Origin of the sequence: Rhodococcus sp. EPR-134, assembly GCF_001647205.1 — a bacterium.
GTDB classification, from domain to species: domain Bacteria; phylum Actinomycetota; class Actinomycetes; order Mycobacteriales; family Mycobacteriaceae; genus Rhodococcus_F; species Rhodococcus_F qingshengii.
Genome location: NZ_LVCT01000808.1, coordinates 1 through 7641, shown reverse-complemented (window position 1 = coordinate 7641; position 7641 = coordinate 1). Strand labels below are relative to the sequence as shown.

Here is a 7641-nt window from a genome sequence, read left to right as displayed (position 1 = left end):
TTCTGCTGCAATCGTTGTCGGACGGATTCGGGACTCGGCAAAGGCAAGATCCTCCGGAACCCGGGGATTGAGCGCATGACACACGATGAGCATGTCGAGGTGCTCGGCAACCGTGTTGACGGTATGCGGCAACGTCGGATTGGTCGATGCCGGAAGAACGTTCGGCTCACCTGCCGTCACGATGATGTCCGGTGCGTGCCCGCCGCCGGCGCCTTCCGCATGGAACACGTGGATCCCGCGTCCGGCGATCGCATCCAAAGTGTGCTGTACGTAACCGGTTTCGTTGAGGCTGTCGGCGTGCAGCGCTACCTGGAGGCCGAACTCGTCGGCTGCGCGCAGAGCTGCGTCGATCGCAGCCGGAGTGGAACCCCAGTCCTCGTGGACCTTGAATCCGCCTGCGCCGGCGAGAGCTTCCTGACGCATGGCCTCATGGCTGACGGTGCTGCCCTTGCCGAGGAGAAGAACGTTGAGCGGGATGTGGTCGAGGGCGCGGTGCATCATCCTCAACGACCAGGCGCCGGGTGTGACGGTGGTTGCCTTGCTTCCCTCGGTGGGGCCCGTTCCGCCGCCCGCCACCGTCGTCGTACCGGTCGCGAGCGCCTCCATCATCTCGATTTCACTGAGGAAGTGCACGTGAGTGTCGATCGCACCCGCGGTGAGGATCTTCCCCTCGCCGGCGATCACGTCGGTGCTCGGCCCGATGAGCAACTTGGGATGCACGCCATCCATGATGTCGGGGTTACCGGACTTGCCGATCGCAACGATGCGTCCGTCGCGAATTCCCACGTCTGCCCGGACGATTCCCCAGTGATCGAGAATCACCGTGTTGGTGATGACGACGTCGAGAGCACCCTGGTCGCGAGTGGTCAGGCCCTGGCCCATCGACTCGCGGATGCTCTTACCGCCGCCGAAGACCATCTCGTCGCCGGTCGCGGTGTAGTCGTGCTCGATCTCGATCCACAGATCTGTGTCGGCCAAACGGATCTGGTCGCCTGCGGTCGGGCCGTACAGGGAGGCGTAGCCGCGTCGATCGATCCTGCTCATTCGGCTGTCCTCTCAACTGTCGTCGCGGCGTCGTCCGGTGAATCCGCCTCGACTGGAACATCACTCACACGCACGTTCACCGAGGACGCTCGCAAAGGTTCTTCGACCTCGACGCCGGGCGTGCCGAACGGCATGACGGTCTTGGGCTCGCGCGCATGTGTCGGTAGGTCTTCGTCCGGCACGATCTGCAGGCCCGGAACCCTTTTGAGTCCGCCGAGCGCGATCAGTGTCACCGTTCTGCTGACCCCGGGTTCGAACCGAACCGACGTTCCCGAGGGGATGTCGAGCCGGAAGCCGTCTGCCGCTTCGCGATCGAAGGTCAACGCCGGGTTGGCCGCGGGAAGGTGGAGATGTGAACCGATCTGAATGGGGCGATCGCCGTCGTTGACGACGACCATCGTGATCTTCTCCGCGTCCGTGCCGAACTCGAGCGGTTCGGTGGACACACGTACTTCGCCGGGAATCATCGAATGGGCTCCGTCACGGTGACCAGTTTGCGACCGTCCGGGAAAGTGGCCTCCACCTGGACGTTTGCAATCATCTCGGGTACCCCTTCCATCACGTCGTCGCGGGTGAGCACTTGCCGACCGGCGTTCATCAGTTCCGCAACCGTCATTCCGTCACGCGCGCGCTCGAGAATCCAGCACGAGATCAGTGCCATCGCTTCGGGGTAGTTCAGCAGTACCCCGCGCTCGCGGCGGTCACGGGCGACCATGCCCGCGACGCTCAGGAGCAGCTTTTCGGTATCTGAAGGGGTGAGGTGCACTGACAAGCCCTTCCGGTTGTGAAACGACATCGATCGACAGCGTGCTGTCGGGCCGAGATTAGCATTGTCCGAAGCGTCGTCAGTATCCACGAGATTCACATCGTCGGCTACTTCAGCGCCCACTCGGCGCACTTGCGCTGCTCATCGAATTATTCGGGCGCCCAACGACGCTCAGCTCTGCGCACCGGAGTGGGAACTATCACCACAACCAAAAAGTTTCACCCCCGTCTCCTGTTGGAAACGGGGGTGAAACATGATCGTGCAGGGTTGATCCCGGGACCTATCCGAAGCGGCCGGAGATGTAGTCCTCGGTGGCCTTCTGCGTCGGGTTCGAGAAGATCTTCTCGGTGTCGTCGATCTCGACGAGCTGACCGGGCTTGCCGGTTGCCTCGAGGTTGAAGAATGCCGTCTGGTCACTCACACGCGCAGCCTGCTGCATGTTGTGCGTGACGATGACGATCGTGAAGTCCTTCTTCAGCTCGGTGATCAGGTCTTCGATCGCGAGAGTCGAGATCGGGTCGAGCGCGGAGCACGGCTCGTCCATGAGCAGGACGTCGGGCGAGACCGCGATGGCACGCGCGATGCACAGACGCTGCTGCTGACCGCCTGAGAGGCCGCCACCGGGCTTGTCGAGGCGATCCTTGACCTCGTTCCACAGGTTGGCACCGCGCAGCGAACGCTCGGCCACCTCGTCGAGCTTCTTCTTGCTGCGCTCGCCCTGCAACTTCAAGCCCGCGACGACATTGTCCTTGATGGACATGGTCGGGAAGGGGTTGGGTCGCTGGAACACCATGCCGATGGTCTTGCGAACACCGACCGGATCGACGTTCGAGCCGTAGATGTCCTCGCCGTCGAGCAGCACCGAACCCTCGACGCGCGCACCGGGAATCACTTCGTGCATGCGGTTGAGTGAACGAAGAACGGTGGACTTGCCGCAACCGGACGGGCCGATGAAGGCGGTGACGCTCCGGGGCGGGACGGACAGGCCCACATCGGCGACGGCGTGGAACTTGCCGTAGTAGATGTTGACGTCCTTGAGATCCAGACGCTTGGCCATTACCGGCTCCCTACTGAGTTGTTGACGCTGTTGAGTACGAACATGTTCCGAGGCCGCATCACTTACTTCTGACCTGTGAGAAGTGACCGATCAGCTTCGCGACGATATTGAGGATCGCGATCAGCAGGATCAGGGTCAGTGCTGCGCCCCAGATGCGGTTGGTGCCGGCGTCGGTGGGGTTGTTCATCTCGGCGACCATGACGGAAGGCAGTGTGCCCATTTCGCCGTTGAACAGGTCGAAGTTGATGAACGGTGCGTAGCCGACGAGGATCAGCAGCGGTGCGGTCTCACCGAGCACGCGGGCCAGGGCCAGCATGACGCCGGTGATGATGCCGGGAAGTGCCGTCGGCAGAACGATTTTCGAGATGGTCTTCCACTTCGGCACACCGAGCGCGTACGACGCCTCCCGCAGATCCATCGGGACGATGCGCAGCATTTCCTCGGTGGAACGGATGACGACCGGGACCATCAGAAGGACCAGAGCCAGTGACACCGCAAACGCGGACTTGGGGAAGCCGAAGGTCGCGATCCACAGGGCGTAGATGAACAGCGCGGCCACGATCGACGGAACACCGCTGAGGATGTCGACCATGAACGTGGTCAGCTTGCCCAGCTTCGACTTCCGGTCGGCGTACTCCACCAGGTAGATCGCGACGAAGATACCGAGCGGGATGGAGAAGACCGCGCACACGATGCCTTGCAGCAGGGTGCCGATCAATGCGTGATAGATACCGCCGCCGTCGGCCGACGCCGTCAATCCGCTCAGCGAGTTGGTGAACCAGGTAGGCGACGTCAGAGCGGGTAGGCCCTTGGCGATGACCGTGAAGAGCACCCAGACCAACGGGATGAGCGCGATGACGACTGCCAGGCTCACCAGGATGGTCGCGATGACGTCCTTGGCACGACGACGAGCGCCGACGCCTTGGAAAGTGGGGGCCTTGACCGGCCGGTCCAGAGTGGAGGTCATGGGTCAGTCCTTCTTTCCGGCGATCACTGCGCGGGCAGCCGCGTTGACGACGAAGGTCAGTACGAACAGCACCAGTCCGGCCGCGATGTACGCGCCTGCCTGGATGTCGTTGTTGAACTCCGCGTAGCCGAGGGCGATCTTGGAGGCGATGGTCGAGCCGCCGTCGAACAGCGACCAGCCGAAGGCCTGAGAGGTGGTGCGCAGGATCAGGTAGAGCGCCATCGTCTCACCGAGTGCGCGTCCGAGACCGAGCATCGAGCCGCTGATGTAACCGGACTTACCGAACGGGATGACCGTGGTGCGCACAACTTCCCAGCGCGTGGCGCCGAGGGCGAGTGCGGCTTCGATCTGTGCTCGCGGGGTCTGGATGAACACCTCGCGGGTCACTGCGGTGATGACCGGAAGGATCATCACGGCGAGGACGATGCCTGCGGTGAAGATGGTGCCGCCGCCGGTGATCGATCCGCTGCCGTCGGCGAAGAGCGGGAACCAGCCGAGAGTGTCGTTGAGCCACACCGCGACCGGGGTGATCGCCGGAGCGAAGACGAGAAGTCCCCACAGGCCGTAGACGATGGACGGCACAGCTGCCAGAAGGTCGATCGTGTACGACAGTGGCCGCGTGAGCCACTTGGGTGAGTACGAAGTCAGGAAGATCGCAATGCCCAGTGCGATCGGCATCGCGAGCACCAGTGCGAACAGCGAGACCAACACCGTGACCTGGAAAAGATCGAGGACACCGAACGCCATCGCGTTGATGTTCTGCGTGACCCATTCACGGCTGGTCAGGAAGTTGACCTGATTCCGGCTCAAAGCAGGAACAGCACGCCAGATCAGGAACGCGCCGATCGCCGCGATGACAACCGTGATGAAGATTGCCGAACCGGATGCGAGCGAGCTGAAGATGCGGTCACCCGGACGGGTCACCGTCTTGCTGTTGCCGCTACCCGGACCGTCACCCTTCGGAGGACGCTCGGTTTCTGGAGCCTTGGTGGAAGTAATCGTGTCCTCCGTGGTGCCGTTCGGACCGCCCACCCCGGCCCCGCTGGTTGCGGGGCCGGGAGAACGAGATGTCGAGGTGATGGGCGCGTCACTCATGCGCGCTCACTTCCTTCACGTGTGAATGTAGATCCATGAGCTTGTCCGCACGAGTCTCTAGGTCAGCTGATTGCCGTGATGGACGCGTTGAGGCGATCCTGGACGTTGGACGGCAGCGGGACGTAACCCTGCTCGGCCAGGTTGGCCTGACCCTCGTTGGCCGCGCTCGTCAGGAACGACTTCACCGCTGCGGAGGTGTCCGCGTCGTAGCCCTTGGAGCAGACGATCGAGTACGTGGCGAGAACCAGCGGGTAGGCGCCGGCTTCGTTGGTCTTGAAGATCGACGCGAGGTCGAGCGTCAGGTCGCCGGTTGCGTCGGACTTGAACTTCGCGCCTGCGATCGACTTCGCGGCCGTGTCGTTGGTCAGTGCGACTGCCTCGGAGCCGGTGTTGATTTCGGCAACCGAGAGCTTGTTCTGATCGGCGAACGACTTCTCGACGTAGGTGATCGAACCCGGTGCCGTGGCAACTGCCTGTGCAACGCCCGCCGAACCCTTGGCGCCCTCACCGACGCCACCGGTGAAGTCGGACCCTGCGCCCGACGTCCAAGCACCGTTCGATGCCGCGTCGAGGTACTTCTGGAAGTTGTCGGTGGTACCCGAGGAATCGGAGCGGATCACGGTGGTGATCTTCTCGTCGGGAAGCGATGCACCGGAGTTGAGCGCGGCGATTGCCGGATCGTTCCACTTGGTGATGCCGCCGTTGAAGATCTTCGCGAGAACCTCTGCGTTGAGAACGAGCTTGTCGACGCCGTCGAGGTTGTATGCAACTGCGATCGGGCCGAAGACGAGGGGAAGGTTCCAGGCTTCGCCGCCGACGCAACGCTCCTTGGCCTTGTCTGCCTGCTCGTCCTTGATGGCCGAGTCGGAGCCGGCGAAGTCGATCTGGCCGGCGATGAACTGTGTACGACCGTCGCCCGAACCGCTGGGGTTGTACGCGACGTTGACCGTCTTGCCCTTTTCCTGGCACACGGAGATGTAAGTGGCGACGAACTGGTCCATGGCGTTCTTCTGTGCCGAGGAACCAGCGGCAGAGAGGTTGCTCTTGCCTTCGCACGTTGCGTTCGATGCGGACGCGTCCACACCCGTCGACGACGAGTTGTTGTCGCTGCCACATGCGGCCAAGGTCATGGCGCCCACGGCCACTACACCGAGCAGGGCACCACTGCGCTTGAGATTCACCAAGATCCTCCGGAAATCGCTACCGCCACGCCCACGATCGGGCGGCGACATGAGACGCAGAATGATTGAAATCTGCATCAGGCAACACGGCGCTGCCCACAGAGAAAAGTAGGCGGGCGCGGTGTCCGGCTGGACCACACATGGTTAACGGAGAATGAACAGACTGGACATTTCTGCGTGTCCGACTGTGACGTCAGAGCGCGCGGGCGTAAGCCATGTCCACGTGGAAGCGATCGAAGCCGAGTCGTTCGTACGTGTGGAGGGCGGCCGTGTTGTCGCCTTCGACGTACAGAAGGACGGTTCCGAGGCCGCGATCACGCAGGTAATGCATGCCCGCGAGAGTCAGCACTCGGCCGAGGCCGCGTCCCTGCGCCGCGGGATCGATCCCCACGACGTACACCTCCCCCAGCTCCGGATCGTCACCTTCGGGTGCGTGCACCTTGGTCCAGTGAAAGCCGAGAAGAGTATCGGGATCGGTGTCCGCGAACGCCATGAACAGACCAGCAGGGTCGAACCAACCTTCGGCCGTTCTCTCGTCGATCTCCGCCTGGGTCCAGCCACCCTGCTCGGGATGCCAGGAGAAGGCCGCATTGTTGACGCGAAGGATCTCGGAATCGTCTTCGGGCCCACGATACGTCCGAATCGTCACACCTTCGGGCACAACGATTTCCGGAAGCTGCGGAGCATCGAGTGGTCGACGCAGCTGCAGGAGTTCACGAACGCTGACCAGATCGAGGCTCTTGGCGAATTCGACTGCGGCGTCGACGTTTCCGTGCGCCCAGACACGCGTGCCCGGCCGGCCCTCGTCGAATACCGCTGCGGCAAGCCTGGTTCCGATGCCGCGGCGCCGCGCCTGCGGGTCGACCACCAACTCGGCCATGTCGGGATGCTCGTCCGAACCGGCTTGCAGCTGCGCATAACCGACGACTGCATCGCCGTCGAGTTCGAGGAAGTGTCGCGCGGCGCCGCGCCCGGCAACGGCATGGCGCCCCTGTTCCGACACGGGCGCCTTGCCGTCGAACTCGGTTGCGCGATCGAGAAGCGCGGAAACCTGCTCGGCGAATCCAGCCGGCAGTGAATCTGTCCAACCCACGTCAGACCACCGATCCGTCGGCCGCGTCGTAGTCGACGTCCTCGTCGTCCTCGAACTGAACGGGAGCAGCTGCGCCACCCTTGGCCCTGGTCGGACGCACTGCCTTATATCCGACATTTCGGACTGTACCGATCAAGGACTCGTATTCGGTGCCGAGTTTCGCCCGCAGACGACGCACGTGGACGTCAACCGTCCTGGTGCCGCCGAAGAAGTCGTAGCCCCACACTTCCTGCAGCAGCTGCGCCCGGGTGAATACCCGTCCGGCGTGCTGCGCGAGGTACTTGAGCAGCTCGAATTCCTTGTAAGTCAAATCAAGGGGCCGTCCACGCAGTCGTGCCGTGTACGTCCCCTCGTCGATAACCAGTTCGCCCAGCGTGATCTTTCCCGACGCTTCCGGACTGGCCACACCACCGCTGCGGGCGACCAACAACCGCAATC

Annotated in this window: 9 protein-coding genes; all 9 read right to left on the bottom strand. The window is 63.0% G+C overall.

Going from position 1 to position 7641, the window contains the following annotated elements; translation table 11 throughout:
* Positions 1-1044 (bottom strand): urease subunit alpha (locus A2J01_RS34715; RefSeq protein ID WP_156519492.1); only part of this gene is annotated, 1044 nt, incomplete at its 3' end.
* Positions 1041-1511 (bottom strand): urease subunit beta, encoded by a 471-nt coding sequence (gene ureB, locus A2J01_RS37395; RefSeq protein ID WP_007733849.1) that lies wholly within the window; start codon positions 1509-1511, stop codon positions 1041-1043. The genes A2J01_RS34715 and ureB, both read right to left, overlap by 4 nt.
* Positions 1508-1810 carry an urease subunit gamma gene (gene ureA / locus A2J01_RS34705; RefSeq protein ID WP_003939800.1) on the bottom strand — a complete coding sequence of 101 codons (303 nt, stop codon included), beginning with the start codon at positions 1808-1810 and terminating at the stop codon, positions 1508-1510. The genes ureB and ureA overlap by 4 nt, the downstream gene beginning before the upstream one ends.
* A gap of 280 nt (positions 1811-2090) precedes the next feature.
* Positions 2091-2867, bottom strand: a complete 777-nt coding sequence (gene pstB, locus A2J01_RS34700) for a phosphate ABC transporter ATP-binding protein PstB (RefSeq protein WP_003939968.1) — start codon at positions 2865-2867, stop codon at positions 2091-2093.
* Between the two features lie 58 nt (positions 2868-2925).
* Entirely contained in the window at positions 2926-3834 is a 909-nt protein-coding gene (pstA, locus tag A2J01_RS34695; protein ID WP_003940100.1) for a phosphate ABC transporter permease PstA, read from the bottom strand.
* A gap of 3 nt (positions 3835-3837) precedes the next feature.
* Positions 3838-4929, bottom strand: coding sequence for a phosphate ABC transporter permease subunit PstC (gene pstC / locus A2J01_RS34690; protein ID WP_064114479.1), 1092 nt, complete (start codon positions 4927-4929; stop codon positions 3838-3840).
* Positions 4930-4991: 62 nt separating this feature from the next.
* Entirely contained in the window at positions 4992-6110 is a 1119-nt protein-coding gene (gene pstS / locus A2J01_RS34685) for a phosphate ABC transporter substrate-binding protein PstS (RefSeq protein ID WP_003940482.1), read from the bottom strand.
* 193 nt (positions 6111-6303) lie between these two features.
* On the bottom strand, positions 6304-7203 hold the full coding sequence (gene mshD, locus A2J01_RS34680; protein WP_042922278.1) for a mycothiol synthase: 900 nt from the start codon (positions 7201-7203) through the stop codon (positions 6304-6306).
* A gap of 1 nt (position 7204) precedes the next feature.
* Positions 7205-7641, bottom strand: a 437-nt coding sequence (locus A2J01_RS34675) for a winged helix-turn-helix domain-containing protein (protein ID WP_197494362.1), incomplete at its 5' end; no start/stop codon positions are given.

Coding starts and splice junctions, on each gene's coding strand:
- pstB (WP_003939968.1), bottom strand. CDS start 2,867: ATGGCCAAGCGTCTGGATCTCAAGGACGTCAACATCTACTACGGCAAG.
- pstC (WP_064114479.1), bottom strand. CDS start 4,929: ATGAGTGACGCGCCCATCACCTCGACATCTCGTTCTCCCGGCCCCGCA.
- pstA (WP_003940100.1), bottom strand. CDS start 3,834: ATGACCTCCACTCTGGACCGGCCGGTCAAGGCCCCCACTTTCCAAGGC.
- ureB (WP_007733849.1), bottom strand. CDS start 1,511: ATGATTCCCGGCGAAGTACGTGTGTCCACCGAACCGCTCGAGTTCGGC.